This is a genomic window from Micromonospora sp. NPDC047707 (assembly GCF_040704235.1).
In the GTDB taxonomy this organism is placed as follows: domain Bacteria; phylum Actinomycetota; class Actinomycetes; order Mycobacteriales; family Micromonosporaceae; genus Micromonospora.
This window is the reverse complement of the sequence record NZ_JBEYSU010000005.1, coordinates 35,754-58,833: the sequence shown is the minus strand read 5'-3', so window position 1 is coordinate 58,833 and position 23,080 is coordinate 35,754. Positions and strand designations below refer to the sequence as shown.

Sequence of the window (23,080 nt, the reverse complement as noted above, 5' to 3'; positions counted from 1 at the left end):
AGGACATGCCCACCCTGCGTCTCGCCCTCTGTCAGGTCAACCCGACCGTCGGCGACCTCACCGGCAACGCCGCGCTGATCCGGGAGTGGACCCGGCGCGCCGCCGACGCCGGCGCTCAGCTGGTCGCGTTCCCGGAGATGATGCTGACCGGGTACCCGGTCGAGGACCTGGTCTTCCGCCGGTCCTTCGTGGCGGCGTCGAAGGCGGCCCTGGAGCGGCTCGCGGCCGACCTCGCCGCGGACGGCCTCGGTGACCTGCCGGTGCTGGTCGGTTACCTGGACGCGGACGGCCCGCCGCAGGTCAGCGGTGACGCGGAGCCGGGTCACGGTGCGCGCAACGCCGCCGCCCTGCTGCACGGCGGTGGGACCGTCGCCACCTACTTCAAGCACCACCTGCCGAACTACGGCGTCTTCGACGAGGACCGGTACTTCGTTCCCGGGGACATGCTGACCGTGGTCCGGATCGGCGGGGTGGACGTCGCGCTGACCATCTGCGAGGACCTGTGGCAGGCCGGGGGCCCGTTCGCCGCCGCCCGCCAGGCCGGCGTCGGCCTGGTCCTCAACATCAACGGCTCGCCGTACGAGCTGAACAAGGACGACATCCGGCTGCCGCTGGTCCGCCGCCGGGCCGCCGAGGCGGGGGCCACCATCGCGTACGTCAACATGATCGGCGGCCAGGACGAGCTGGTCTTCGAGGGCGACTCGATGATCGTGACGGCGGACGGGACGTTGCTGGCCCGGGCTCCGCAGTTCGTCGAGCACCTGCTCGTGCACGACGTCGAACTCCCCGAGGCGGAGCCCCACGCCGGCGAGGACACCGAACTGGCCGACGCGCTGCGGGTGGTCCGCCGTACCGTCGGATCGGTGCCGGCCGCGCCCACGGGCCCGGCGGCGACCGGCGGCGTCATCGAGCCGGTGGCCGACGAGGCCGAGGTGTGGCAGGCGCTGGTGCTGGGCCTACGCGACTACGTCAACAAGAACCGCTTCCCGTCGGTGGTGCTCGGCCTGTCCGGCGGCATCGACTCGGCGGTCGTCGCGGCCCTCGCGGTCGACGCGCTGGGCCCCGACCGGGTGGTCGGGGTGTCCATGCCGAGCCAGCACTCCTCGGAGCACTCCCGGGAGGACGCGGCGGACCTGGCCAAGCGCACCAGCCTGGACTACCGGGTCGAGCCGATCCAGCCGATGGTCGACACCTTCCTGGCCAACATGTCGCTGTCCGGCGTCTCGGTGGAGAACCTGCAGGCCCGGGTCCGCGGGGTGATCCTCATGGCCCTGTCAAACCAGGAGGGCCACCTGGTGCTGACCACCGGCAACAAGAGCGAGCTGGCGGTCGGTTACTCCACCCTCTACGGCGACTCGGTCGGCGGCTTCAACCCGGTCAAGGACGTCTGGAAGACGCTGATCTGGCGGCTGGCCACGTGGCGCAACGCGGACGCCGGCCGGCGCGACGAGACCGCGCCGATCCCGGAGAGCTCCATCGGCAAGCCGCCGTCGGCCGAGCTGAGCCCGGGGCAGCTCGACAGCGACACCCTCCCCGAGTACGACGTGCTCGACCCGATCCTGATCGGGTACGTCGACGGCGACCTGGGCCGGGACGGGCTCGTCGAGTCCGGCCACGACCCGGCGGTGGTGGACCGGGTGCTGCGGATGGTGGATACCGCCGAGTACAAGCGACGCCAGTCCGCCCCCGGCACGAAGATCTCCATGAAGGCGTTCGGGCGGGACCGCCGGCTACCGATCACCAACCGCTGGCGGGAGAACGGCTGACGCACGGGTGCCCGGTCACCGGCGCCGGTCTCCGGTGCTGGCGGCCGGAGTGAAATCCTCCACTGGCCTCTGCCGCCGCCGGGCGTCCAGGTGCGACGATCGCGGCGCAACCCGGGGACCGCGTACGCGGCCTCGAGGAAGGAGAGAACCATGGTGGATTCCACCCCGCCCGAGGTGACCGCCCTCTACGGCGGACCGGCGACCCGGCGGGTCCGCACCCGCGACCTGATCGCCGCCAAGGAGCGCGGCGAGCGGTGGCCGATGCTCACCTCGTACGACCAGTACACGGCGGCGATCTTCGACGCCGCCGGCATTCCCGTGCTGCTGGTCGGCGACTCGGCCGCGAACAACGTCTTCGGCTACGAGACCACCCTGCCGGTGACCGCCGAGGAACTGCTGCCGCTGGTCCGGGCGGTCGTCCGGGCCACCCGGCAGGCGCTGATCGTCGGCGACCTGCCGTTCGGCTCGTACGAGGAGGGGCCGACGCAGGCCCTGCGCACCGCCGTCCGGTTCATGAAGGAGGGCGGCTGCCACGCGGTGAAGCTGGAGGGCGGCCGGCGCTGCGCCGACCAGATCGCCGCGATCGTCGGCGCCGGCATCCCGGTGATGGCGCACATCGGCTTCACTCCGCAGAGCGAGCACACCCTCGGCGGGTACCGGGTGCAGGGCCGCGGTGACGCCGCCGACGAGGTGATCGCCGACGCCCGGGCGGTCGCCGAGGCGGGCGCCTTCGCCGTCGTGCTGGAGATGGTGCCCGGTGAGGTGGCCAAGCGGATCACCGCCGAGCTGAGCATTCCGACCGTGGGCATCGGCGCCGGCCCGGACACCGACGCCCAGGTGCTGGTCTGGCAGGACATGGCCGGCCTGCGTACCGGAAAGGCGCCGCGCTTCGTGAAGCGCTACGCCGACGTGGCCGGCGCGCTGACCGACGCGACCCGCCGCTTCGCCGACGAGGTCCGCGGCGGTCAGTTCCCGGCGGCCGAGCACACCTTCTAGGGGTACCGGAGGGCTCCCGGCCGACGTACCCGTCAGGCCGGGCGCCCTCCTTCCCGGGCACCCGGCCACCCTGACCACCGCGGGCCGGCTCGACGGGCGGATCGGTCGCGGCGCGGGCGGCTCGACGGGCGGGTCGGTGTCGGCGAGGCGGGGACGTTACCCTCCAGCACCATGCCGGACGCCAGCTTCCTCGACGCCACCCGCGACTCGTACGACGCGACGGCCGCCGAGTACGCCGACTGGCTCGCCACGGACCTGGACGGCCGGCCCCTCGACCGGGCGATGCTGGCCGCCTTCGCCGAACTGGTCCGCGCCAACGGTTCCGGTCCCGTCGCCGACGTCGGCTGCGGGCCGGGGCGCGTCACCATCCTGCTGCACGGCCTGGGGTTGGACGCGTTCGGCGTCGACCTCTCCCCCGGCATGGTGGCGCTGGCCCGCCGCACCTACCCGCACCTGCGGTTCGAGGTGGGCTCCATGCTCGCCCTGTACCTGCCGGACGCGTCCCTCGGCGGGCTGCTCGCCTACTACTCGGTCATCCACGTCCCGTGGGACCGTTGGCCGGACGTGTTCACCGAGTTCCATCGCGTTCTCGCACCGGGCGGGCCGCTGATGCTCGCCTTCCAGATCGGCGACGAGCGCTACCACCGCGACGAGGCCTTCGGCAAGGCGATCGACCTCGACTGGTACCGGCACCGCCCGGACGCGGTGGCCGGCCTGCTGCGGGACGCGGGCTTCGAGACGTGGGTGACGGTGGTGAAGGAGGCCGACGTGACCGAGCGGACCCAGCAGGCCATCGTCATCGCGCGCAAACCGGCCGCGGGGGCGTAGGTCGCCGCCCGGAGCCGCCGCGCGGACCCGCAGCGGTAGCGGTGACCTCCTGGTGGCGGCGGACGTCCACCCCGGCCGCCCCGGGCCGCACCTCGACCCTCAGGCGGCAGGCGGGCCGGGCGAACAGCCGGCAGCTCACCGGGCGTGCCGCTGCTCTGGTAGTGGGTGGGTTCGCCCCGCAGACGCTGCCCGGACCGGCGGCCAGCAGGGACAGCGCGTGCCGGACGGTGTCGTCGGCGGCGCCGGGTCAGAGGTCGGTGACGCGGATGCCGGCGTGGGCCTTGTAGCGCTTGTTGATGGCGATCAGGTTGGCGGTGAGCGCCTCGACCTGGTGGGCGTTGCGCAGGCGGCCGGCGTAGATGCCACGCATCCCCGGGATCCGGGCGGCGAGGGCGCCGACGATGTCGACCACTTCCCGGTCCTCGGTGCAGATCAGCACGTCGAGCTCGATGCGGTCGATCTCCGGGTCGGCGAGGAGCGGGGCGCTGACGTGGTTGAACGCGGCGCACACCCGGGAGTCGGGCAGCAGGGCAGCGGCCTGCTGGACGGCGCTGCCCTCCTCGACGGTCAGCGCGTACGGGCCCTGCTTGTCGAAGCCGAGCGGGTTGACGCAGTCGACGACGATCTTGCCGGCGAGCGGCTCGGCGAGGGCGGCGACGGTGGCCGCGTGGCCGTCCCACGGCACGGCGATGATGACGACGTCGCTGCGCCGCGCGACGTCCTCGTTGCCGGCTCCGGTGACGCTGGCACCGGCGGCGACCCCGGGGAGGCTCCCGATCTCCGCGGCGGACTGGGCGGCCCGCTCCGCCGACCGGGATCCGATCAGCACGGTGTGGCCGGCCCGCGCGAACCGGTAGGCGAGACCCCGCCCCTGGTCGCCGGTGCCACCGATGATGCCGACGGTGAGCCCGGACACGTCGGGCAGGTTGCTCGCGTCGTAAGCCATGGCGACATCCTCGCAAACCCGCCGGCCCGAGAGCAGCGGCGAACGCTGTGACAAACCCCGCTGCCGACGCCGTCAAGGGTGCGCCGAGGGACAGGTGCGCCCCGGCCCGACGCGGCAGACCTCCCCCCGACTTCTCGACCCGGAGCGGGAACCGGGCAGCGGGCAACGGGCAACGGGCAACCTGTCAGGCGCGCTCGAAGGCCACCGTACGGGTGGTGGGGTCGGCGGTGACCAGGCGGACCCGGATCCGTTCGCCCAGCGGAAGGTCGCCGACGCAGCGGGCGCGGACCGGCGGGTCGTCCAGGGCCACCGTCCCACCGGGCGGGCGGCCGGGCCGGGACCGGCCGTTCGGGGGTGCGTCGACGTCCAGCACCGCCGCGTCGAATGTTTCCCCGACCCGGTGCTCCAGCAACACGGCCTCGGCGAGCTCGACGGCGCCACGGGTGGCGGCGGAGGCGGTGCGGTCGGTCGCCGCCATCACCTCGGGCAGCTTCGGCAGCGCCGACCGCGCCCAGTCGGGGACGTCGCGGCCGTCGTGCAGGGCCAGGCAGACCTCGGTGGCGTACCGATCGGCCAGGCGCCGCAACGGCGCCGTGACATGGGCGTACGCGGCCGCGACACCGCCGTGCTCCGGCTGGTCCGGGAGCGCGGCGTCGAATGCGGTGTACGCGGCGCCGCGCATCAGCTCGGCCGCCTGGTCGATGAACGCCGCCGCCCGGGGCTGTGTCGGGTCCAACCCGGCGATCACCTCACCGGGGCCCGCCCCGTCCGGCCAGGGCACGCCCAGCGGGGCGGCGGCGGCCCGCAGCCGCTCCACCGCCTCCGGTTTCGGGGCCGGCATCGTCCGCAGCAGACCGATCCGCCCGACGAGCATGATGTCGGCGGCCGCCATCCCGGTCAGCAGCGAGATCTGGGCGTTGTGCTCCTCCAGCGGCACCGGCCCGCGCAGCACCAGCCGCCAGCCGTCACCGTCCGGCTCCACGTCCTGCTCCGGTAACGGCAGGTTGATGGCGCCCCGGCGCAGGCCGCGCGCGGTCAACAGGGCGCCGACGTCGGGCAGCAGGGCGATGGGCTCCGGCAACCGGCCCGCGTCGGCGTCCGCCTGCACGCCGTCGTAGTCCAGCTGCGCCCGGCTGCGGACCAGCGCCCGCTCCAGGTGGACCGCGACCGTCGCGCCGTCGCCGTCCAGGTCGATCGTCCACACGACGGCGGCCCGGTCGACGCCCGGCAACAGGCTGGCCGCTCCCTCACTCAGCGTTCCGGGGTGCAGCGGCACGGTGCCGTCCGGCAGGTAGACCGTCTGCCCGCGCCGCCACGTCTCCTCCTCCAGCGCCCCGCCGGGGCGGACGTGGGCGGCGACGTCGGCGATCGCGTACGTGACCCGGAAGCCGCCGCCCGCCCGGCGCGCGAGGTGCATCGCCTGGTCGAGGTCCCGCGAGCCGGCGGGGTCGATCGTCACGAACGGAACGTCGGTGCGGTCCACGGCCGGCCGGGGCGGGTCGGCCGCCGCGGCGTCGGCCTCCCGCTGCGCCGCGGCGGGGAAACCGCCCGGGAGGTGCAGCTCGCGGCGCAGTGCGCCGAAGTCGATGCGGGGCGCGAGGACACGTCGGATCACCACGGCGTCCATCCTGACAGCGCCCGGCCCGAACCGCTTTCCCGCAGCACCGAGCGCCGCCGTGACTCCCGGCCACCGCCCTTCCACCGGCACCTGGCGGAGCGCCGGCGCCCAGGCCGCCGCCACCCCGGCACCGCCCGCCGCCGGCCGGCACCTGCCACCGGTACGGCCGGTCCTGCCACCACCGCGACCCGGGCAACCGGATCGTGTGGCAGCGCGGGGGCCCCTGACCGGTGGGGCGTTCGCGGGACGGGACCGGGACGTGCCGCCGGAGAGGTCGGCGCCTGGGGTCAGCCGGTCGCCTTGCGGGCGACTGCCCGCGTACCCCGGGTGGTGGTGGCCCGGCCCGCCGCGGAGCGGGCCGGCGCCTTGCGGGCCGTGGTCGTGCGGGCCGTGGTCCTGGTCGCGGTGGTCTTCCGCGCCGGGGCCTTCTTCGCCGCCGTGGTCGTCTTCTTGGCGGTGACCTTCTTGGCTGGGACCTTCTTCGCCGCGGTGGGCCGCGCGGTGGCGGCCGGTCGGGTCGAGGGGGCCTTCTTGGCGGGGGCCTTCTTCGCGGGGGCCTTCTTCGCGGGGGCCTTCTTCGCGGGGGCCTTCTTCGCCGCGGTCTTCTTGGCCGTCGCGGTGGTCTTCTTCGCGCCCGAGGTGACCTTGCGGGCGGCGGTCCCCGTCTTCGTGGGGGCCTTCTTCGCCGCCGTGGTGGCCTTGGTCCGCGCGGTGGCGGTCTTCTTCGCGGCCGTGCCCTTCGCCGCGGCGGTGGTCTTCTTCGCGGTCGCGGTGGTCTTCTTCGCCGCGGCCGTGGTGGTCTTCTTCGCCGCCGCCGTGGTCTTCTTCGTGGCGGGGGCCTTCTTCGCCGCCACGGCGGTCTTCTTCGCCGCGACGCCGGCCTTCTTCGCGCCGGGGGCCTTCTTGGCGGGAGCCTTCTTGGCGGGAGCCTGCTTCGCCGGGGCCTTCGCGGCGGTGGTCCTCTTCGCCGGGGTCCGGCCGGCGCCGCCGGCCGCCTTGCTGGCCGGGGCCTTCTTCGCCGCCGTCGAGGACGTCCGCGCCGTCCGGGTCGCCCCGGCGGTGCGCTCCGCGGCGGCGGTCTTCTTCGCGGCGGTACGGCGGGCGGCCGGGCGGGTGGCCTGCTGTGCTACGGCCATCTCGGTTTCCCTCCTTGGGGACGTGCCCGCACCGTCGCGGAGCACGCGGTACCTCGACGCGGGCCTCCCGCGCCGCCTATCTGTCCTCCCCGGCCCAGCGGGCGTCCTCGGCGTCCCATGCTTCGTTGCGCTCCCGCACCTGCTGGAGCGCGTTCTCGGCGTCGGCGGCTGAGGCGTACGGCCCGAGAACGTGCCGGGCGGGGCACACGTCGGCATCGGTCTCGACCCGGTGGTGTCGGGTGCACCAGTAGTAGTGCCCCCCGATTCCGCTGTCGCTCATGGGATCACTGTGCACCGCGATCCACCCGGCCGCCACCGGAACACCGCAAGTCGCCGATGATCTCCACAGTAGACGTGCTCCCGGCCATAGGGGGCGCGAACAGCGAAAACAGCCACCGACGGACCCGGGCGACACCACGCGCCCACTCGCCCGCCGCCGCCTGGCGGGCATCGGCTGAACGGCCGGTACCGCCACGGGGAGCCCGTCGGCACAATCGGCGCTCATGATCGACACGACGGCGGTCGACGGCACGTGCCCGCGATGTGGCAAGGCCGCGGTCTCCCAGCTCGAAGCGACGCCGTGGTGCCCGTCGTGCGAGTGGAACCTGGAGGCGTACGACGAGAAGCGGAGCCGCCCGCTCTTCGGCTGGCGGTGGCTGGACCGCCGGGCGCACCACCTCGGCTACCGGATGACCCGCCGGCAGTTCGACCGGCTGCTGGGACGCCCGCTCGATGCCACCGGTGCGGGAGCGGCGACCGTCATCACGACAGTCGCCTCGGTGGTGCTGTTCCTCGGGGTGGCGACCCTCGCCGGCACCGGGATCTGGTTGGTCGTCGGTCATCCATTCCCGGGCCCGTCGATCCTGCTCGCCGTACCGTTGCTCGCCCTGGCCATCGGACTTCGGCCCCGGTTCGGTCGGCTCGACCCGTACGCGGAGGTCCTGTCCCGCGACCGCGCGCCCGAACTGTTCGGCCTGGTGGAGGAGGTGGCGCGGGCGGTGGGCAGCCCGGCGCCCGACGTCATCGCGGTCGACGACGACCTGAACGCGTACGCGCAGGCGGTCGGCGTCCGTCGCCGCCGGGTGCTGTGCCTCGGGCTGCCCTACTGGGGGGCCCTCGGCCCGCAGGAACGGGTCGCCCTGCTGGGGCACGAGTTGGGGCACTTCGTCAACGGAGACCCGCGGCGTATGCTGCTCACCCAGCCCGCGTTCACCACGCTCGGATCGGCGGCGGACCTGCTCCGCCCGGCACCGTCGACCGAGCGCGGCCTCGTCGAGATGGTCGGCGCGGCCCTCGGACGGGTGCTCCAGTGGCCCCTGTCCCGCCTGCTGTTCGCACTGCACCTGGTGCTGGTGTGCGTCGCGCTGCGGGACAGCCAGCGGGCCGAGTACCTGGCCGACGAGCTGTCCGCGAAGGCGGCGGGCACAACGGCCGCGACGGACCTGCTGGACGTCACCCTGCGGGTCGAGTCGATGGAGCTCGCCGTACGCCGGGAGGCCCGGGCGGGGCACGGGCCGGCACGGTGGCGGGCGGCGTTCGACGAGGCTCGGGTGGCCAACGCCGGCCGGCTGCCGCAGCTGCGGCAGCTATCGGCCCGCGAGGAGGCGTCGCTGTTCTCCACCCACCCACCCACCGGCCTGCGGCGGCTGATGCTCGACGGCCGGGAGCGGCACGAACCGGCCGTGGTGCTCACCGAAGGGCGGTCGGCCCGGATCGACGAGGAGCTGGCGAAGGAGTACGAGACGGTGCGCCGGAACCTGGCCTGGTGAACCCGGTTAGGGTCGCCCGATGGGCGTCCCCGAGTACATCCGGCAGTTACGCGCGCACGTGGGCCGCGACCTCCTCCTGCTGCCGAGCGTCAGCGCCGTGGTCCGCAACGACACGGGCGAACTGTTGCTCGCGCAGCGCGCCGACGACGCGCGCTGGTCGGTGGTGAGCGGTGTCCTGGAGCCGGGCGAGCAGCCGGCGACAGCGGTGGTCCGGGAGGTACGGGAGGAGACCGGTCTGGACGTCGAACCGGTACGGCTGAGCAGCGTCCTCACGCACCCGCACACCTATCCCAACGGGGACCGGTGCGAGTTCGTGAACCTGGGATTCCGGTGCCGGCTGACGGGCGGCACGGCGCGGGTCAACGACGACGAGTCGATGGCCGTGGGGTGGTTCCCGCCGGACCGGCTGCCCGAGTTGGACCGACACGCGCGGCTGGTCATCGGGTACGCGCTCGACGACGGTGCGGCGGCGGGCTTCCTGCCGCCCGGGGTGGCGTGGACGTGAACGTGGACGCGGACGTCCGCCGCTACCTGACCGGGCTGGTCGCGGCCGGCCGCACCGTGCTCGGGAACCGCCTGGTCGGCGCGTACGCGGCCGGCTCGGTCGGGCTGGGCGCGTACCAGCCGTCTCGCAGCGACGTCGACGTCGCGCTGGTCAGCGCGGACGCCCTCGACGAGGAACGGAAGCGGACCCTGGTGGCGCGGCTGCGGCACGAGGCGCTGCCGTGCCCGGCCCGGGGGCTGGAGCTGGTGGTCTACCGGTGGGAGGTCGCCCGGTCCGGCAGCGCCGAACCCGGCTTCGAGGTCGAGCTGAACACCGGGGCGCGGATGCCGTTCCGGGCCACGTACGACCTGGCGGACCGGCCGGCCACCGACGGCCACTTCTGGTACGGGCTGGACCGCAGCATCCTGCACCAGCACGGGTACGCGCTGTTCGGCCCGCCGGCCCGCGAGGTCTTCGCCGACCTGTCCCCCGCCGACCTGCGCCGGCTCCTCGTCGACGCGCTGTCCTGGTGGCTCGCCCGGCCCCTCCCGCCCGGCGACGCGCCGGCGCCGGGCACGGAGGACGCGGTGCTCGGCGCGGCCCGCGCGCTGGTGCGGTTCCGCCACGGCGAGTGGCTGGCCAAGGCCGATGCCGGGCGCCGGCTCGCCGGGGTCCTCCGCGCGGAACCGGCGTGGGGCGACGCACCGGACCTGCTGGAGCGGGCTGTCGCCGCCCGCAACGGTGGCGAGTCACCGCGCGGGCCGGAGGCACACGACTTCCAGCGCCGGGTGCTGGCCGAGATCACCGGCGGGTGACCCGACCAGGTTCCGGGGAACGCGGCGGGGTACTGCGACCGGTGCCCGGTGAAGAGCAGTACACCAACCTGTCCGAGGCACTGCCGTACCCTCCGCGCGCCCGGCGGTCACCTCCTGTGCGTCATCCCCCCGCACAGCGACCCGGCGACCTTCGAGAAGCACTCCCACGCCTGGCGGTAGCTCGCCGGTGATGACGGCCGACCCACCGCCCTCGCCTGTTCGTCCACTTGCGCCACCACGACTCGGCCCGGCCGAGCGAACAGCGCATATTACAGGGGCGCAGCGACGCCGAAGGATCTCACCTGGGCCACAGCACGGCGGTAGACAGCAGAAGCGACGCGACGAGCAGGCCCAACCCGGTTGCGAGGAGAGCGTCCAGCCGAGGCTTGAACCAAGGGCTGCGGTGGGTCACGGCGAGGGCGAGCCACGCCACAGGTGCGGCCACCACGAAGAGCGGCAGCAGATAGATCGACATGTAGAGTCCGCTGAGCCAGCTCGAGAACAGCGCCAACAGCACAACGACGACCCCGTGAGCGGCGAGAAGGTATCCGGGCACGTACAGGCAGGTCCGCCACGCCCGAGGCGAAGTTGGCTGGGCTTGCATCGAGTCCCCCCGGTCGCAAACTCCGCATCCCCGCGCACGGTGCGGCCACTGGTCGGGCACCGACCTCCGGACATCGCGGTTCAGGGTGCCGTCGTCGCAGGCGATGGCCAGCCTGGTGGCTGTGACGTGGATGGTGACGGTGCTGCCGGCAGGCAGCCGGCCGAGGGCAATTCTTCCATGACCATCCCGCTGCCGGAAGCGCTGCCGCAAGGTGTCCAACTCGGCCAGCCAATGGCGTCGAGGAACTCGTCCACCGCGACCACGACTCGGCTGAGCACCGCGATCGACTCGGTGAGCGGACCAGGTACGTACATGCCGTGATCCGCGCCGTCCACCTCCAGCACGTGCGGGGACAGCCGGCGGGCGATGTCACCGTCCCACAGTTTGTCGGCAGTGCCACCCACGAGCAGGAATGGCGCGGTTGCACGGTCCAACGCGTCAGCCACCCACGGCAGGGTGAGCAAGGGCGTGAGCCATACGGCGGGCAGACATCTGTCGGCGGCAATCGCTGCCGCATTCGTGCCGAGCGACTTGGCGATCAGCAGTGGGTGACCGCCGACAGTGTCGATCAGCGGAGCGATCTCGCCACTGACCCAGCCCTCGATCTCTGGCTGATCAAGCTTCGGAAGGGCCTGGGACCACGAGTATCGGTGCACCGTCGCGCCTCGCTGCTCCGCCACATCGCCGGCATACATCAGCAGGGGAGCACCCGGTCCGAACCTCCCGCCGGGAATCACGACAGCGTCCGCCACGCGGACGACCTTATCTCGCTTCCGATGGGACAGGATTGCCGTGTTCCGCAACGAGCCGCACGCACCGCCGCCTGGGCGCGCGCCGGCCGCTGCCGCTGTCGCTCTGCGGCCGTCACGCCTGATGCCCGGCGGCTGGCGCGGAGGGCGGGGAGCCCGGAGCGCCAGACCGACAGATCGTTGACGGTCGACGCTAGGCTGACCAACTCGGGTGACGGTTGGAAGGAGGAGGGTTGAGGCACGGCCGGCGCGACCGTAAGCGTTGGGAGCAGGTCGTGGAGGTCCTGGCCGTCATCATGCTGGCTATACCGACGAGCCTGATTCTGTTCTCCGCTGACCTGTTGTGGCGGGACGGCTTGGCGGCAGGCGTCCTGCTGCTGGCTACGTTCACGGTTCCACCGGTTCTGGCGCTCTGGCTGATCGAGCGTCGGGGCCGCCAGCGGTGAGTGACAACCTGGGTGGCGACGGGAGGGGACGCTGCTGGCCTTCCTCCGCCCGGAGTCTTTCCTGCTCATTGCGCCACGGCGCACCCTGGTGTGCATGGGCACGATTCAGGACCCGACCCCCCGAGCGCGACTGGTTGAAGCGCAGCTACCTGGATACGAGCACCAACCCGTACTCCGTGGATGCGCGCACGAAAATGATGGGCAGCCTTGCTGGAGGCACCGGAGGCAGCCGGGTGGCCCGTGCCGTCATGCGCGCCGTCGCCGGCATCGCGCTGGTCGGGATCGGCGTGTCGATTGTCCTAGCGGTCCTGGACCTGGTGGTGTGAGCCGCGCCGATTCAAAGGCATGGGTGGCGGTCTGCACGGCTGCGAGAAGCGGACTCCAGTGCGGGTAGTTCGACTCCCATTCGGCGCCGTTCCCCAGGCCCAGCGCGTCGGGAGCGCCCTCGTCCCGCCAGCGCCTGAAGCGGTCCACCTCTTCACGTAGAGGATCGGGCATCTCCTGCAACGGAGCCAGCTCCTCTCAAGCTTTCACGCCCTCAAGATCAGGGCGTCCCCAGGGCGTCAGGGCGTCTCCAGGGCGTCGAACGCCAGCCAACAATGACGCCAACGCCCATAGACAGCCGGACATACGGCGAGGTCGCAGCCTTGATCGAGGCTGCGACCTGGTGGGCGACGGACGAGTCGACCTGTACGCCGGATTCTGTGCGCGGCGCGTACCCGGGGGTTCGCGCCGGCGGCGGTCATCCATCTCGGCCTGCCGTCACCGACAGGCTCCAGCGGCCTACCCGCAGACATCGGGCGGGCCGCCCTCGAACGTCTGCGCGGACCGTCACCTCGCGGTGGCGACCCTTTCTTGGCCTTGCTCCGGGTGGGGTTTACCGAGCCACCCCGGTCACCCGGGGTGCTGGTGGGCTCTTACCCCACCGTTTCACCCTTACCGTCCCGTTTCGGGTCGGCGGTCTGTTTTCTGTGGCACTGTCCCGCGGGTCACCCCGGGTTGCCGTTAGCAACCACCCTGCCCTGTGGAGTCCGGACGTTCCTCGGCGGCGGGTTTCAGCCCGCCGACGCGACCGCCCGGTCGACTCGTCCGTCGCGCACTCATCCTAACGACGCGGCGGCCGCCCCCATTTCCGCCCCGAACGGGCCCGGATGATCGACTCGGTGCCGCCGGCACAGCGGTGTCGCACGGCACCGGACAGGCCGATGCCGGCGGCACGGCGTTGATCTCGGATCCGGGCGACGCGGAGGGGATCACGGCCGGTGTGACCTCGCCGACCGCGACCGGCGACGACGCGGCACGCGTACTAGCCTGCGGGATCATGGACATCGCCGACGCCGTGCTGCTCGTCGCCGCCGGTCTCGCCGCGGGCACGGTGAACGCCGTGGCCGGCGGCGGTTCGCTCATCACCTTCCCGGCGATGATCGCGGTCGGGCTGCCGCCGATCCCGGCCAACGTGAGCAACTCGGTCGCGGTCTTCCCGGGGTACGTGGCGAGCGTCGCCGGCAGCCAGCAGGATCTGCCCCGCGGGCGCGCGCTGGCCATCCTGGTGCCCACCACGGTCCTCGGCGCGGTGGCCGGGGCGGCGCTGCTGCTGGCCACGCCGGCACGGGCGTTCGAGCTGGTCGTACCCTTCCTGGTGCTCGGCGCCACGGCGGTGCTGGCCTTCCAGGACCCGCTGCGCCGATTGGTCGGGCACCCGCGCGACCTGTCGCCGCGCCGCCGTACCGTCTCGGTCCAGACCATGGTCGCGGTCGGCGCGGTGTACGGCGGCTACTTCGGCGCGGCGCTCGGAGTGATGCTGGTCGCGGGGCTGGCGCTGGTCCTGGACGCGACGCTGGCCCGGGTCAGCGCGATCAAGAACCTGCTGTCCGCGGTGGTGGGGCTCACCACGCTGGTGGTGTTCGCGCTGTTCGGGCCGGTGAACTGGGCGGCCGTCGCGCTGGTCGCGCCGGCCACGCTGGTCGGGGGGTACGCCGGCGCCCGGCTGGTCCGCCGGCTGCCGTCGGTGGTGCTCAAGACCGTGATCGTCGTGTTCGGCTCGGTCATCGGGCTGTACCTGCTCTGGCGCGCGGTGCGCTGACCAGCCGCCCCCGCGAGCGGGCCGCCCCGGCGCGACGTCGGCCGGCCGCGACCGCGCCGTGGCACAGGCGTTGAGAAGGGCCCCTTGTACAACGCCAGGCGTTAACAAGGGGCCCTTCCTTACCCCTCAGGCGACGGGCTCCGGGGCCGCGTCGGCGCCGCGGCGCTCGCCCGGGGTGACCCGCGGGTCGCCCTCGTCGGCGAAGTAGTCGTCCGGCGAGGTGCCGTCGCCGCCGTCGTGCACCTTCCCGGCCCGCAGCGCCAGGGTCACCAGCGCCGCCACCACCAGGTTGACCAGTACGGTCACGAACCCGACGTAGATGGTCATCTTGGTGTCGAACCCGAACTTCTCCAGCGGGAACGCGGAGCCGCCGAAGTGCTTCCGGGTCGGGCTGGACACCTGGTAGAGCATCCACATGCCCAGCGCCATGCCGACCGCCCAGCCGGCGATCAGCGCGCCCCGGTGGAACCAGCGGGTGTAGAGGCCGAGCGCCACCGCCGGCAGCGTCTGGAGGATGATGACGCCGCCGATCAGTTGGAGGTCGATGGAGAACTGCGGGTCGAGGAAGACGATGCAGGCCACCGCACCGACCTTCACCAGCAGCGAGGTCACCTTCGACACCTGCGCCTCCTGCGCCGGTGTGGCGTCGCGCCGCAGGTACTCCTTGTAGATGTTGCGGGTGAACAGGTTCGCCGCCGCGATGGACATGATCGCGGCCGGCACGAGCGCGCCGATGCCGATGGCCGCGTACGCGACGCCGGCGAACCAGTCCGGGAACTGCTGGTCGAACAGCACCGGCACGACCGTGTTGTTGTCCACGCTGCCCTCGGTGGCGCCGGGCAAGGGCTTCACGCCGGCCGAGATGGCCATGAAGCCGAGCAGCGCGATGAGCCCCAGCAGCAGGCTGTACGCGGGCAGCGCGGACATGTTCCGCTTGATCACGTCCCGGTTCCGGCTGGCCAGCACACCGGTGAGGCTGTGCGGATAGAGGAACAGCGCCAGCGCCGAGCCGAACGCCAGGGTGACGTACTGGAGCTGGTTGTTCGCGTTCAGCAGGATGCCGTCGTTCGGGTTCGGCGAGGCCTGGAACTTCGCGTCCGCCGCGTCGAAGATCGAACCCCAGCCGCCCAGCTTGTACGGCAGCCAGAGCACCGCCACCAGGATGACGATGTAGATCAGCGTGTCCTTGACGAACGCGATGAGCGCCGGCGCGCGCAGGCCCGACTGGTACGTGTACGCGGCCAGGATCGCGAACGCGATGATGATCGGCAGGTGCCGGGCGAACGCGCTCTCGCCGGTGACACCCATCGTCTTGAGCACCGCCTCGATGCCGACCAGTTGCAGCGCGATGTACGGCATGGTGGCCACGATGCCGGTGATCGCCACCAGCAGCGCCAGCACCGGGGAGTCGAACCGGCTGCGGACGAAGTCCGCCGGGGTGACGAAGCCGTGCCGGTGCGACACCGACCAGAGCCGGCAGAGCACCAGGAAGACCAGCGGGTAGATCACGATGGTGTACGGCACCGCGAAGAAGCCCATCGCGCCCGCGCCGAACACCAGCGCCGGCACCGCCACGAAGGTGTACGCGGTGTAGAGGTCACCGCCGACGAGGAACCAGGTGATCCAGCCGCCGAAGTTGCGCCCGCCCAGCCCCCACTCGTCGAGGTGGGCCATGTCCTTCGGCGCGCGCCAGCGCGCCGCGACGAAGCCCATCGCGCTGACCAGCAGGAACAGCGCCGTGAAGATGATGATCTCGGTGAGGTGGTCCTGCCACATCAGCGGTCACCCCGCTTCTTCGTCATCTGGTAGACGAGCGTGGTGGTCGCGACGCCGAGCAGGATGTACGTGAGCTGGAGCCAGTAGAAACGCGGGAAGCCGAGGATCCGCGGCGAGTCGGCATTGAAGAGCACGGGGATCAGCGGGACGAGGATCGGCACGAAGAGGAGCCAGTTCCACGGGCTCTTGTCCTTCGCCCGGGTCCTCACGGTAGCCCGCGTCTCCGGGTCGGGTGCGGCCATCGGCACACCTCCGGTGGGTGGTTGGACATGTGACGGCCGGAGGCTACGGCCGGGTGAGCGCCGTCACGTTCGATCAAGGAACCCCGCTGCGCCGAACGGCCGATCCGGTGCGCCGAACGGCGGGGCGCCAGCGGACGTGTGGACCTGGCACGATGCCCCGATGCCGACCTTCTCCTCGTACGACGGCACGACCCTCGCCTACCACCGCCTCGGCGACGGCCCGCCGCTGGTCTGCCTGCCGGGCGGCCCGAGCCAGGCGTCGCGCTACCTCGGCGACCTCGGCGGCCTGTCCGCGGGCCGGACGCTGCTGCTGCTCGACAGCCGGGGCACCGGCGGCTCCGCGGTGCCGGCGGACCCGTCGAGCTACCGCTGCGACCGGGTCGTCGACGACGTCGAGGCGTTCCGCGCCCACCTGGGACTGGACCGGATGGACCTGCTCGCCCACTCGGCCGGCGCCAGTGTCGCGCACCTGTACGCCACCCGGTTCGCCCACCGGCTCCGCCGGCTGGTGCTGGTCACGCCGAGCCTGCGCCTGCTGGCCTCGGCGCCGGTGGGCATGGCGGAGGCGCTCGCCGGCCGCTCCGCCGAGCCCTGGTACGCCGAAGCGACGGCGGCGATGGACGCGTGGGGGGAGGCGCTCAAGCGTGGCGCCGACGACACCGAGATCGCGCCGCTGCGGCTGGCCGCCGCCCCGTTCCTGTACGGCGAGTGGACCGAGCGGGCACGGGCGCACGCCGAGGCCCAGGAGCACGACCGGGCGCCGGCAGCGGCCGTCGGCTTCTACGCCGGCGTCGACGTCGACCGGGACGCCCTCCGGGCGGCGCTGACCGAGGTGGGAGTGCCCACCCTGGTGGTGGCCGGCGCGCTGGACCCCGCGCCGACGCCGGAGTTCGCCCACGAGTTGGCCGAGCTGCTGCCGAACGCCGAACTGGTGGTGCTGCCCCGGTCCAGCCACGTACCGTTCGTCGACGAGCCGAACGAGTTCGCCGGCACCGTGGAGCGGTTCCTCGCCGACTGAGCGGCGGTCGCCGAACCGGCGCCGTACCCGACCGCCGCCGACTCAGTCGGCCGGGAGGTGGGCGGTCTCGTTGACCGAGCGGACGGCGACACCGCCGTCCGGCCACAGGTCCACCACCGAGATGCCGGCGGCGTCGAGGAACAGCCGGTGCAGGAGGGTGTCACCGGCCCCGAGCGCGTCGCGCAGGATCAGCTTGATCGGCGACACGTGCGAGACCACGACGACGGTCTCCCCCCGGTACGCCTGCCGCAGCCCGTCGACCGCACGGCGGCTGCGCGCGGCGACCTCGGCGAACGACTCGCCGTCCGGCGGCGCGACCTTCGTGGAGGCGAGCCAGGCGTCCATCTCTCCCGCCCAGCCCTCGCGTACCTCGGCGAAGGTCCGCCCCTCCCACGCGCCGAAGTCGCACTCGATGAGGTCGTCGTCGAGGCGTACCGGAAGGCCGCCGAGCGCGGCGGCGATGGCCTCGGCGGTGTGCGTACACCGGGACAGGGGTGAGCTGACCACGGCCGCGACGGACGGGGCCAGCGCGGCGACCCGGGTGGCCGTGGCCTTGACCTGGGCCCGGCCGCGCGCGGACAGCGGCACGTCGCCGCGACCGGAGTAGCGGCGCTGCTCGGTGTACTCGGTTTCGCCGTGCCGGACCAGGACCAGGCGGGTGGCGGTGAAGCTGGGCCGCGGCTCCCAGGAGGCGGGAGCGGTCGCCGGGTCGGTGCCGGTGGTCCGCGCGGTGGCCGCGCGGGCCGCCGCCTCGCGGGCCGCCGCCCGCGCCGGCGAGTCGGGTGCGGCGACCTCGCGGGGAGGCTCGGCGGGGCGCGCCGGGCGCGCCGGGGCACCGGCGGCGGCGTCCATCGCGGCGTTGGCCAGCGCGTCGGCGTGCCGGTTGCGCTCGCGGGGGATCCAGGTGAACCGGACGGCGGCGAACCGGCCGACCAGCCCGGCCGCCTGGGCGGCGAGGGGGCGCAGTCCGGGGTGCTTGATCTGCCAGCGGCCGCACATCTGCTCGACCACGAGCTTGGAGTCCATCCGGGCCTCGACCTCGCCGGCGCCCAGCTCGGCGGCGGCCTCCAGCCCGGCGATCAGGCCCCGGTACTCGGCGACGTTGTTGGTCGCGGTGCCGATCGCCTCCGAGCGCTCGGCCAGCACCTCACCGGTGTCCCGGTCCCGGACGACCGCACCGTACCCGGCGGGGCCGGGATTGCCCCGGGACCCGCCGTCGGCCTCGACGACGACCACGCGCGGCGCCATCGACTACAGACCGGACTCGTTGGTGCGGACCATGATCCGGCGGCACTCCTCGCAGCGCACCACGTCGTCCGGGTCCGCCTTGCGGATCCGGGCCAGGTCGGCGCCGGACAGCTCCAGCCGGCACCCGCCGCACCGCCCGGCGGTGAGCAGGGCCGCCCCGAGGCCGGTGTCCTCCCGAATCCGGTCGTAGAGCGTGACCAGGTCGGCGGGGAGGTCGCCGGCGAGCGGCTGCCGCGCGCCCCGCTTGAACTCCTCCTCCTTGGCGATCCCGGCCAGGCTCTCGTCGCGGCGCTGCTCGACGGCGGCCCGCTTCTCCCGTGCCTCCGCGATCCGCTTCTCGACGCCGTCGAGGACGCCCTGCGCGGTCTCCCGCTGCTCCATCAGCTCCAGCTCGGCGTCCTCCAGGTCGCCCTGACGACGGTTGAGGGAGGCCAGTTCGTGCTGGAGGGCCTCCAGCTCCCGGGCCGGGCCGGTACCGGCGGCGAGCCGGTCCTCGTCCTTGCTCTTGCGGGCGCGGACCTGGTCGATGTCCTTCTCCAGCCGGGCGATGTCCCGGTCCAGGTCGTCCACGGCGACCTGGGCGCGGACGCGCTCGTCCTCCAGCGCGGACAACTCCCGGGCGAGGGCCTCCAGCTCGGCCCGCTCGGGCAGGGCCCGGCGGCGGTGGGCGAGCTGGGCGAGGGCGGTGTCGATCGCCGCCAGGTCGAGCAGGCGGCGCTGGACGTTCGGGTCAGCCTTCACGGTCGGGCTCCTTGTCGTCCGCCGCGGGTGGGGCGGCGTGTACGGTCCACGGGTCGGTGTCCAGGTCGGACACCAGCGTCTCGACCCCGGTCGTCTCCCGCAGGAGCGCGGCCAGGTCGTCCAGCCAGGGTCGTTCGGTCGCCCAGTGGGCGGCGTCGAGCAGGGCGGGCCCGCCGGTGGCCAGGTGTTCACCGGCGGGGTGGTGCCGCAGGTCGGCGGTGAGGAAGGCGTCCACCCCGGCGGCGGTCGCGTCGCCGAGGAAGCTGTCGCCGGAGCCGCCGCTGACGGCGAGGGTACGCACGATGCGTCCCGGGTCGCCGGCGGCTCGGACGCCCCAGGCGGTGGCGGGCAGCACGGCGGCCGCGTAACGGGTCAGCTCGGCGAGGGTCATCGGCTCGGGGAGTTCGCCGATCCGGCCGATCCCCCGGCCGTCGCCGTGCGCGGGCGAGCCCGGGGCGGGCCGGTGCAGCGGGCGCAGCCCGGTCAGCCCGAACCGGGCGGCGAGCGCGTCGGAAACGCCCGGTTCGGCCACGTCCGCGTTGGTGTGCGCCACGTAGAGCGCGATGTCCGCCTTGATCAGGCGGTGGATGATCCGCCCCTTGTACGTGGTCGGGGCGACCGACGACACCCCGCGCAGCAGCAGCGGATGGTGGGCGACGATCATGTCGACCCCGGCGTCGACCGCCTCGGCGACCGTCTCCGGCACGACGTCAACCACGCAGAGCACCCGCCGGACCGGCGCGCACGGCTCGCCGAGCACCAGCCCGACGCGGTCCCACTCCTCGGCCCACGCCGGCGGGTAGCGCCGCTCCAGCTCCGCCACCACGTCGGCGACGGTCGGCGGGAATGCGGGAGTGCTCACGGCGGGCCAGCTTACCGGCGCAGGCGGCGACGGGGCGCGTCGCCACCCGGACGCGACCCGTCGCGCCGCCGGCACCGCCCTGGTGATCGTGCCCGTGCCGGCGGTCGACCGCCGTCCGTCAGGCGGCGGAGGCCGCCGGTGACCGGTCCCGCAGCGCGGCCACCGCGACCTCCCAGGGGAAGGCGTGCAGGTGGCGCTCGCCGGAGCCCGGCGGGTGCAACGGGACGACGTGGTCGCCGAACAGCACGGTCACACCCCACTCGGTCAGCCGGCCGAGACCCGCCCGGAACGCCGGGTGCGCGGCCATCGCCGCGTTCGTGTACGGCACCACCACCAGCGGCACCCCCAGCCCCTGGGCCTCGACGAGGAGCCCGAGGGCCAGGGTGTCGGCGATGCCGGCCGCCCACTTGTTGACCGTGTTCACCGTCGCCGGGCAGACGATCATCGCGTCGGCCGGCGGCAGGACGTCCGGGTCGCCCGGGTTCTTGTAGTGCGTACGCACCGGGTGCCCGGTCTGGCGGGCCAGCGCCGGCCGGTCGATGAACTTCGCACCGTCCGGCGTGGTGACCGCGCAGACCTCCCACCCGTCCCGCTGGGCCAGCTCGACGAGCCGGCCGACGTGCCGCGCCAGCGGCGAGCCGCAGACGATGACGTAGAGCACCTCGCGGTGCTCACTCTGGTGCGGGCCGGCCATCAGACCGGCTCCGCGCTCATACCCCTACTCCCATGTGCTCAGCCAACTCCGCGATCGGAGAAGGCGGCGCACCACGTGTGCGACGCAGGATGTCCGACATCACCTCGTGGGCGATCGGGCGGCAGCGAATCTCCGACGGGGCCAGCCGGTCGCCGCGCAGGAGCACCTCACCGGCGTTCGCCACGTCCCCGACCTGGGCGAAGCCCCGCGCGATGTCGAGCAGGTGGTGCGCCCGGCGTTCGGGGAGCAGCCCGCTGAAGGCCGGCTCCGGGATGCGCTGGTGAATCTCCACCGCCCGGCCGCCGTCGCCCAGCTCCACGGCCGCCGCGGCGCGGTGCAGCTCCACATTGGTCGGGCCGAACGACGTCCAGTAGTGGTTCTGGTCGCCGCCGAGCAGGGTGGCCGCCTCGTCGGCGCCGCCCAGCAGGTCGTCCACGGTGGCCGAGTCGCCGATCCGGGAGGCGGCCATCGCGCCCTGGAGCAGCAGCATGCCGTACACCGACAGGCGGTCCGGCGAGGCGTCGTTGCCGCCGCCCGGCGCCAGCCGGTTCGCGATCGTGACGTTCAGCTCCAGGGCCGGACGGGGCCGGCCCATCGCCACGAGCGCGTTGCAGACCCGGGTGGTGGCGATGCCGGCCAGTAGCGGGTCGTCCGCGCGCTGGGCGACCGCCATGGACCGGTCGGCGGCCAGCCAGGCCAGGTCGCACTCCCCGAGCTTGCGCAGGACCGACGAGGCGATCTGGTAGACCTGCCCGAGCAGGTGGGCCGCCGTCCGGCCGTCGTCCCCGCCGAAGCCGGCGTCGGCCGCCTGCGCGTCGCGCAGCAGCTTCGGCAGCGCCCGGGTGAGCATCCCGTAGCGGCCGTACTGGTAGGTCAGCCAGGCGTGGGTGACGGCCTTGCGCATGTCCGCCAGCGGCGGCGGGTACGGCGCCGCGTCGAAGTAGGCGCTCATCGAGTCGTACCGCTCCAGGGCGGCCCGGATCTCCTGGACCTCGACCTGGTCGATGCAGTTCAACGCGTCGGTACGCCGCTCCGGGTCCTTGCCGAGCAGCAGTTGGACGTCGACCTGGAGGATGTCGGCGATCTCGTACAGGACGGAGAACTTGTCGAGCCGGCGCACTCCACGCTCGACCTTGTCCACCCAGCTCTTCGACTTGCCCAGCCGGTCCGCGAAGACCTGCTGCGACATCTTGCGCCGCCCCCGCCAGTAGGCCACCCGCCGCCCTATGGGTAACTCGTCCATCTCCCCATCCCTCCCCTGTGCCGTCCACACCGGCCGGTGGGCCGGGGGTTCTCCTCGGGCGCGACGCTTCGTGTTCAGGTTTTCGCTGGTCGCACAGTGTGTGCGTCAGCCGTACGGCTGATCCTCGTAGTTTTCGTGCAAGTTGCATCAGCCGTTCGTCAACTCAACGACCGCGGGTTACGGCAGTGACGGTGTTCGACGTGCCACCTGTGCACCGGCCGGGTCCGACGAGGGGAGATCGCACACATGTGGGGGAATGTCGGACCACGCGTCGCTCAACTGTCGCCTCTGGAGCGGGTACGGCTGCGCCGGGTCGCCGTACGCTACGCGCTGCACGGCTGGGAGGTGACGCCCGGTGCGTGCCTGGCCCGCAGCCGCTTCGTGTGCGGCCGGGCCGGCTGCCCCACCGTCGGCTGCCACCCGGCCCTGGAGGACTGGGAGCACGCCGCGAGCGCCGACCCGGCCCGGGTGGCGACGTGGTGGCGCGCCCGTCCGCACGGGGTGCTGCTCCCCACCGGCCGGGCGTTCGACGTGCTGGAGGTGCCGGCGCACCTCGGCCGGCAGGTGCTCGCGGCCATGGAGAACCATCCGGCGGGCCTCGCCGTCCGCGGGCCGGTGCTGGCCACCCCCACCGGTCGCTGGATGTTCCTGGTCCGCCCCGGCGACCCGCTGCGACCCGAACTGGACCACTGCTTCCACGTCGTCCGGCACGGGCCGGGCTCGTGGATCCCGGCGCCCCCGACCCGGCTGCCCGAGGGCACCGTCCGCTGGGTGGTCGCGCCGGAGCAGGCGCGCTGGCAACTGCCCGACTCGTACCTGTTGCAGAACACCCTGATCGGGGAGTTACAGGCGAGCGGGGTCACGCTCGTCGCCGAACTGCTCCCCGGTCACCTGCCACTGCCCCGCCGGGGCCGCTGAGACGCAGCGCCGGCCGGCCGCCCGCGGCCCGCAGCGTCGCCCCGACGGTCGGCCAGGTGAGCCCGCGGACGGCAGCGTCGTCCGGGCGGTCCGGCTCG

Annotated in this window: 24 protein-coding genes and 1 other RNA gene; 11 read left to right on the top strand and 14 right to left on the bottom strand. The window is 73.4% G+C overall.

Features of this window, described 5'->3' with window-relative positions; translation table 11 throughout:
- Positions 1 to 5: 5 nt before the first annotated feature.
- The 3 genes from AB0873_RS07300 to AB0873_RS07290 all read left to right on the top strand — a co-directional run bounded on the left by AB0873_RS07300 (position 6) and on the right by AB0873_RS07290 (position 3,590).
- A complete protein-coding gene (locus AB0873_RS07300; RefSeq protein WP_155330936.1) occupies positions 6 to 1,766 on the top strand; it encodes an NAD+ synthase in 1,761 nt (586 codons plus the stop codon).
- Positions 1,767 to 1,916: 150 nt separating this feature from the next.
- On the top strand, positions 1,917 to 2,762 hold the full coding sequence (panB, locus tag AB0873_RS07295; RefSeq protein ID WP_366598842.1) for a 3-methyl-2-oxobutanoate hydroxymethyltransferase: 846 nt from the start codon (positions 1,917 to 1,919) through the stop codon (positions 2,760 to 2,762).
- A gap of 171 nt (positions 2,763 to 2,933) precedes the next feature.
- Positions 2,934 to 3,590: a class I SAM-dependent methyltransferase gene (locus AB0873_RS07290; RefSeq protein ID WP_366598841.1), complete on the top strand. Its 657-nt coding sequence runs from the start codon at positions 2,934 to 2,936 to the stop codon at positions 3,588 to 3,590.
- A gap of 247 nt (positions 3,591 to 3,837) precedes the next feature.
- On the opposite strand, the gene npdG is transcribed toward AB0873_RS07290, so the two are convergent.
- The 4 genes from npdG to AB0873_RS07270 form a co-directional block, all read right to left on the bottom strand.
- Positions 3,838 to 4,536 carry an NADPH-dependent F420 reductase gene (npdG, locus tag AB0873_RS07285; protein ID WP_155330933.1) on the bottom strand — a complete coding sequence of 233 codons (699 nt, stop codon included), beginning with the start codon at positions 4,534 to 4,536 and terminating at the stop codon, positions 3,838 to 3,840.
- Between the two features lie 184 nt (positions 4,537 to 4,720).
- Positions 4,721 to 6,154 (bottom strand): RNB domain-containing ribonuclease, encoded by a 1,434-nt coding sequence (locus AB0873_RS07280; RefSeq protein ID WP_366598840.1) that lies wholly within the window; start codon positions 6,152 to 6,154, stop codon positions 4,721 to 4,723.
- Between the two features lie 287 nt (positions 6,155 to 6,441).
- Positions 6,442 to 7,290 carry a histone gene (locus AB0873_RS07275; RefSeq protein ID WP_366598839.1) on the bottom strand — a complete coding sequence of 283 codons (849 nt, stop codon included), beginning with the start codon at positions 7,288 to 7,290 and terminating at the stop codon, positions 6,442 to 6,444.
- Between the two features lie 76 nt (positions 7,291 to 7,366).
- Entirely contained in the window at positions 7,367 to 7,570 is a 204-nt protein-coding gene (locus AB0873_RS07270; RefSeq protein ID WP_168001362.1) for a hypothetical protein, read from the bottom strand.
- A 223-nt stretch (positions 7,571 to 7,793) separates the two neighbouring features.
- On the opposite strand from AB0873_RS07270, the gene AB0873_RS07265 reads away from it, so the two are divergent.
- The 3 genes from AB0873_RS07265 to AB0873_RS07255 are packed head-to-tail and all read left to right on the top strand — an operon-like array spanning position 7,794 to position 10,358.
- On the top strand, positions 7,794 to 9,059 hold the full coding sequence (locus AB0873_RS07265) for a M48 family metalloprotease (protein WP_366598838.1): 1,266 nt from the start codon (positions 7,794 to 7,796) through the stop codon (positions 9,057 to 9,059).
- A 19-nt stretch (positions 9,060 to 9,078) separates the two neighbouring features.
- Positions 9,079 to 9,564, top strand: coding sequence for an NUDIX domain-containing protein (locus AB0873_RS07260; protein ID WP_155330928.1), 486 nt, complete (start codon positions 9,079 to 9,081; stop codon positions 9,562 to 9,564).
- Positions 9,561 to 10,358 carry a nucleotidyltransferase domain-containing protein gene (locus AB0873_RS07255; RefSeq protein ID WP_366598837.1) on the top strand — a complete coding sequence of 266 codons (798 nt, stop codon included), beginning with the start codon at positions 9,561 to 9,563 and terminating at the stop codon, positions 10,356 to 10,358. The genes AB0873_RS07260 and AB0873_RS07255 overlap by 4 nt, the downstream gene beginning before the upstream one ends.
- 298 nt (positions 10,359 to 10,656) lie before the next feature.
- Here the strand turns inward: AB0873_RS07255 and AB0873_RS07250 are convergent, their stop codons facing one another.
- Together AB0873_RS07250 and AB0873_RS07245 are read right to left on the bottom strand one after the other, a co-directional pair.
- On the bottom strand, positions 10,657 to 10,875 hold the full coding sequence (locus AB0873_RS07250) for a hypothetical protein (protein ID WP_366598836.1): 219 nt from the start codon (positions 10,873 to 10,875) through the stop codon (positions 10,657 to 10,659).
- A 167-nt stretch (positions 10,876 to 11,042) separates the two neighbouring features.
- Positions 11,043 to 11,714, bottom strand: a complete 672-nt coding sequence (locus AB0873_RS07245; RefSeq protein ID WP_366598835.1) for an alpha/beta hydrolase — start codon at positions 11,712 to 11,714, stop codon at positions 11,043 to 11,045.
- A 272-nt stretch (positions 11,715 to 11,986) separates the two neighbouring features.
- On the opposite strand from AB0873_RS07245, the gene AB0873_RS07240 reads away from it, so the two are divergent.
- Entirely contained in the window at positions 11,987 to 12,157 is a 171-nt protein-coding gene (locus tag AB0873_RS07240) for a hypothetical protein (RefSeq protein WP_366598834.1), read from the top strand.
- Between the two features lie 134 nt (positions 12,158 to 12,291).
- Positions 12,292 to 12,483 (top strand): hypothetical protein, encoded by a 192-nt coding sequence (locus AB0873_RS07235; RefSeq protein WP_366598833.1) that lies wholly within the window; start codon positions 12,292 to 12,294, stop codon positions 12,481 to 12,483.
- A 349-nt stretch (positions 12,484 to 12,832) separates the two neighbouring features.
- Here the strand turns inward: AB0873_RS07235 and rnpB are convergent.
- An RNA gene (gene rnpB / locus AB0873_RS07230) (RNase P RNA component class A) lies at positions 12,833 to 13,245 on the bottom strand.
- Between the two features lie 233 nt (positions 13,246 to 13,478).
- On the opposite strand from rnpB, the gene AB0873_RS07225 reads away from it, so the two are divergent.
- Positions 13,479 to 14,240: a sulfite exporter TauE/SafE family protein gene (locus AB0873_RS07225; protein ID WP_155330923.1), complete on the top strand. Its 762-nt coding sequence runs from the start codon at positions 13,479 to 13,481 to the stop codon at positions 14,238 to 14,240.
- Between the two features lie 126 nt (positions 14,241 to 14,366).
- Here the strand turns inward: AB0873_RS07225 and mctP are convergent, their stop codons facing one another.
- Both mctP and AB0873_RS07215 read right to left on the bottom strand, forming a co-directional pair.
- Entirely contained in the window at positions 14,367 to 16,016 is a 1,650-nt protein-coding gene (gene mctP, locus AB0873_RS07220) for a monocarboxylate uptake permease MctP (protein WP_155330922.1), read from the bottom strand.
- Entirely contained in the window at positions 16,016 to 16,258 is a 243-nt protein-coding gene (locus AB0873_RS07215; protein ID WP_366598832.1) for a DUF3311 domain-containing protein, read from the bottom strand. Before AB0873_RS07215 ends, mctP begins: the two co-directional genes overlap by 1 nt.
- A gap of 160 nt (positions 16,259 to 16,418) precedes the next feature.
- On the opposite strand from AB0873_RS07215, the gene AB0873_RS07210 reads away from it, so the two are divergent.
- Positions 16,419 to 17,276: an alpha/beta hydrolase gene (locus tag AB0873_RS07210; RefSeq protein WP_366598831.1), complete on the top strand. Its 858-nt coding sequence runs from the start codon at positions 16,419 to 16,421 to the stop codon at positions 17,274 to 17,276.
- A gap of 42 nt (positions 17,277 to 17,318) precedes the next feature.
- Here AB0873_RS07210 and AB0873_RS07205 read toward each other — a convergent pair whose 3' ends face one another.
- The 5 genes from AB0873_RS07205 to AB0873_RS07185 form a co-directional block, all read right to left on the bottom strand.
- Positions 17,319 to 18,524, bottom strand: a complete 1,206-nt coding sequence (locus tag AB0873_RS07205) for a bifunctional RNase H/acid phosphatase (protein ID WP_366598830.1) — start codon at positions 18,522 to 18,524, stop codon at positions 17,319 to 17,321.
- Between the two features lie 3 nt (positions 18,525 to 18,527).
- Positions 18,528 to 19,265 (bottom strand): C4-type zinc ribbon domain-containing protein, encoded by a 738-nt coding sequence (locus tag AB0873_RS07200; protein ID WP_366598829.1) that lies wholly within the window; start codon positions 19,263 to 19,265, stop codon positions 18,528 to 18,530.
- Complete coding sequence (locus AB0873_RS07195) at positions 19,255 to 20,091, bottom strand: Nif3-like dinuclear metal center hexameric protein (RefSeq protein WP_366599011.1); 837 nt, start codon at positions 20,089 to 20,091, stop codon at positions 19,255 to 19,257. Before AB0873_RS07195 ends, AB0873_RS07200 begins: the two co-directional genes overlap by 11 nt.
- 154 nt (positions 20,092 to 20,245) lie before the next feature.
- Positions 20,246 to 20,821, bottom strand: coding sequence for a flavoprotein (locus tag AB0873_RS07190; RefSeq protein WP_366598828.1), 576 nt, complete (start codon positions 20,819 to 20,821; stop codon positions 20,246 to 20,248).
- 16 nt (positions 20,822 to 20,837) lie between these two features.
- Positions 20,838 to 22,064, bottom strand: coding sequence for a helix-turn-helix domain-containing protein (locus AB0873_RS07185; protein ID WP_366598827.1), 1,227 nt, complete (start codon positions 22,062 to 22,064; stop codon positions 20,838 to 20,840).
- Positions 22,065 to 22,310: 246 nt separating this feature from the next.
- Here AB0873_RS07185 and AB0873_RS07180 point away from each other — a divergent pair, with 246 nt between their 5' ends.
- Positions 22,311 to 22,982 (top strand): bifunctional DNA primase/polymerase, encoded by a 672-nt coding sequence (locus AB0873_RS07180; protein ID WP_155330914.1) that lies wholly within the window; start codon positions 22,311 to 22,313, stop codon positions 22,980 to 22,982.
- Positions 22,983 to 23,080 lie beyond the last annotated feature (98 nt).

Bases quoted from the DNA above. Each gene is read 5' to 3' on its own strand.
- AB0873_RS07300 (WP_155330936.1), top strand. From the start codon at position 6: ATGCCCACCCTGCGTCTCGCCCTCTGTCAGGTCAACCCGACCGTCGGC.
- panB (WP_366598842.1), top strand. From the start codon at position 1,917: ATGGTGGATTCCACCCCGCCCGAGGTGACCGCCCTCTACGGCGGACCG.
- AB0873_RS07290 (WP_366598841.1), top strand. From the start codon at position 2,934: ATGCCGGACGCCAGCTTCCTCGACGCCACCCGCGACTCGTACGACGCG.
- npdG (WP_155330933.1), bottom strand. From the start codon at position 4,536: ATGGCTTACGACGCGAGCAACCTGCCCGACGTGTCCGGGCTCACCGTC.
- AB0873_RS07275 (WP_366598839.1), bottom strand. From the start codon at position 7,290: ATGGCCGTAGCACAGCAGGCCACCCGCCCGGCCGCCCGCCGTACCGCC.
- AB0873_RS07270 (WP_168001362.1), bottom strand. From the start codon at position 7,570: ATGAGCGACAGCGGAATCGGGGGGCACTACTACTGGTGCACCCGACAC.
- AB0873_RS07265 (WP_366598838.1), top strand. From the start codon at position 7,794: ATGATCGACACGACGGCGGTCGACGGCACGTGCCCGCGATGTGGCAAG.
- AB0873_RS07260 (WP_155330928.1), top strand. From the start codon at position 9,079: ATGGGCGTCCCCGAGTACATCCGGCAGTTACGCGCGCACGTGGGCCGC.
- AB0873_RS07225 (WP_155330923.1), top strand. From the start codon at position 13,479: ATGGACATCGCCGACGCCGTGCTGCTCGTCGCCGCCGGTCTCGCCGCG.
- mctP (WP_155330922.1), bottom strand. From the start codon at position 16,016: ATGTGGCAGGACCACCTCACCGAGATCATCATCTTCACGGCGCTGTTC.
- AB0873_RS07215 (WP_366598832.1), bottom strand. From the start codon at position 16,258: ATGGCCGCACCCGACCCGGAGACGCGGGCTACCGTGAGGACCCGGGCG.
- AB0873_RS07210 (WP_366598831.1), top strand. From the start codon at position 16,419: ATGCCGACCTTCTCCTCGTACGACGGCACGACCCTCGCCTACCACCGC.
- AB0873_RS07205 (WP_366598830.1), bottom strand. From the start codon at position 18,524: ATGGCGCCGCGCGTGGTCGTCGTCGAGGCCGACGGCGGGTCCCGGGGC.
- AB0873_RS07190 (WP_366598828.1), bottom strand. From the start codon at position 20,821: ATGGCCGGCCCGCACCAGAGTGAGCACCGCGAGGTGCTCTACGTCATC.
- AB0873_RS07185 (WP_366598827.1), bottom strand. From the start codon at position 22,064: ATGGACGAGTTACCCATAGGGCGGCGGGTGGCCTACTGGCGGGGGCGG.
- AB0873_RS07180 (WP_155330914.1), top strand. From the start codon at position 22,311: ATGTGGGGGAATGTCGGACCACGCGTCGCTCAACTGTCGCCTCTGGAG.